Source organism: Bacteroides sp. LFL-34 (assembly GCF_027257075.1).
Classification (GTDB): Bacteria; Bacteroidota; Bacteroidia; order Bacteroidales; family Bacteroidaceae; genus Bacteroides; species Bacteroides ovatus.
The window spans coordinates 1-1,815 of record NZ_JAPQKZ010000122.1; the positions used below are offsets into that span (position 1 = coordinate 1).

A 1,815-nucleotide genomic window follows, 5' to 3' on the forward strand; every position below is an offset into this window, starting at 1 on the left:
AAAACAAAAGAAAATCAACTATTTAGTGTAATTACCCGGTTACGGCACCTAAATCGAGATAAAACCTCTAAACAATGGCAATGTTAGAAAATAAAACGAAAGAAAACCCCAAGCTGGAGCAAAATAAGCTCTCGGACGGTAGAATAAGCCTTTACTTAGAGTATTATTTCCTCCTCAAATTATTAAAAGTAATACTGTCAAAAAGAAATACCTTTTATTCTTACTCTTTTCGCCAGTACTTATATCTTGCAGTCAACAGAAAAAAGTTTAGTACGGTTTGGATATATAGACAAAAAACAGACTAAACTCCAAACATGGAAATTCAGATATTTTTTATACATTTCTCTTATATACAAATGATAGCCGAATTCAATTCATATATGAGTAACATAGACATAGACTTCTTCAAGGAGTTGTGTCTGAAACATGGAGAGTTACGACATTATAAAAAGAATGAGTTTATTCTCCATGAAGGTGATGCCTGTTCTTTCTTCGGGTTTATCTTATCAGGCGTAGTCAAATACAGTTGCACCAACCGGACAGAAAACAAGCCGTATAATGTCGGTTTTTCCTTTCCAAATGAATTTATAGCCGATTATCCCACTTGCTTATATGGCATGAAATCAGAATTGAATATACAGGCGATAATCCCGTGCGAGATTTACATCTGTTCTTCTACATTCTTACAGCAAAAATTCAAGGAAAATAATGAAAACCAACGGATAGCCCGTATCGCAGCCGAACAGATGTTTTTCCAATCATATTCACGTTATTTGGATTTATTCAGATTCACACCGGAAGAGCGTTACCTCCAACTTTTAAAAAAATGCCCTGCAATCCTTCAAATGGTATCACTAAAAGAAATAGCATCCTACCTTAAAATTACACCCATACACATGAGCCGAATCAGACGCAAGCAAAGTTTTGACAACAAAAAATAAACATAGGTTTAGAAATTTACATTCATAACAATATTCCAAGAGTATCTTAATCTGCCAAAGAATTCTTCTTTTTATCTTTGTCTTATCTTTGGTTGGTTCAACGAAGAGACAAAATAAAGATTGAATGAGTTAAACAAGAGATTAAAAAAAAGAATATGAAAACAAAAGAAATTCTTGGAATACTTATGCTATTCCTCTGTACATTCAGCTTTATAAGCTGCGACGATGATAATGAACAGACAAATGAATTAACCCCCGAAGCACTTTATCAGACTTCATGGCGTGGAACAGGGCATTGTGAGGCTTGGACAGTACAAAATATGGGGGTCGGTATGCAATTTGTAGATACTCGGAAAGGGAAAGTAAATTGGGAAGGTTACGATGAAATTGATATTACTTATACAATAGAAGGGAAATATATCACATTTAATAGCAATGCTTTATATTTGGGTGGAGCCCCTTGGATTATCAAAAGCTATACCCAAAAACATATAACCATTATACAGAATGAAATTAGTCCAGATAAAGAGAAAGTAGCTACAATTGAATTAGAGAAAATAGATTAAACTGAATCATGGGAACATTAAGTTGCATAAATGTATGCTACAACAGAACAATGAGAACCGTGAGATTTGCAAATTGAGCAAAGAAAGTCATAAATACCTTGTAAATAAAGGAAAAAATGCAGATTCATCTAATATTCCTTTATGTGCTATTATCGGGCTGGTCTATGGGCTGAAACACAAGGAAAAGAGATTCACCTTGTTCTTTTGTATAGGATTGGTTATTGGGTTAGGATGAGCAATTTATATGCTACTGCTAATAAGGTCAATGTAAATCAAAGGAATATGAAACTGAAATATATATTGAATGC

Annotated in this window: 3 protein-coding genes; all 3 read left to right on the top strand. The window is 33.7% G+C overall.

Annotated elements, in window-relative coordinates:
* The first annotated feature begins 314 nt into the window (after positions 1 to 314).
* The 3 genes from N5O98_RS27095 (at position 315) to N5O98_RS27105 (ending at position 1,742) form a co-directional block, all read left to right on the top strand.
* Positions 315 to 941 (top strand): Crp/Fnr family transcriptional regulator, encoded by a 627-nt coding sequence (locus tag N5O98_RS27095; RefSeq protein ID WP_004309980.1) that lies wholly within the window; start codon positions 315 to 317, stop codon positions 939 to 941.
* 155 nt (positions 942 to 1,096) lie between these two features.
* A complete protein-coding gene (locus N5O98_RS27100; RefSeq protein ID WP_004309979.1) occupies positions 1,097 to 1,507 on the top strand; it encodes a hypothetical protein in 411 nt (136 codons plus the stop codon).
* A 34-nt stretch (positions 1,508 to 1,541) separates the two neighbouring features.
* Positions 1,542 to 1,742: a hypothetical protein gene (locus N5O98_RS27105; RefSeq protein WP_007478170.1), complete on the top strand. Its 201-nt coding sequence runs from the start codon at positions 1,542 to 1,544 to the stop codon at positions 1,740 to 1,742.
* Positions 1,743 to 1,815 lie beyond the last annotated feature (73 nt).

Coding starts and splice junctions, on each gene's coding strand:
- N5O98_RS27095 (WP_004309980.1), top strand. CDS start 315: ATGGAAATTCAGATATTTTTTATACATTTCTCTTATATACAAATGATA.
- N5O98_RS27100 (WP_004309979.1), top strand. CDS start 1,097: ATGAAAACAAAAGAAATTCTTGGAATACTTATGCTATTCCTCTGTACA.
- N5O98_RS27105 (WP_007478170.1), top strand. CDS start 1,542: ATGCTACAACAGAACAATGAGAACCGTGAGATTTGCAAATTGAGCAAA.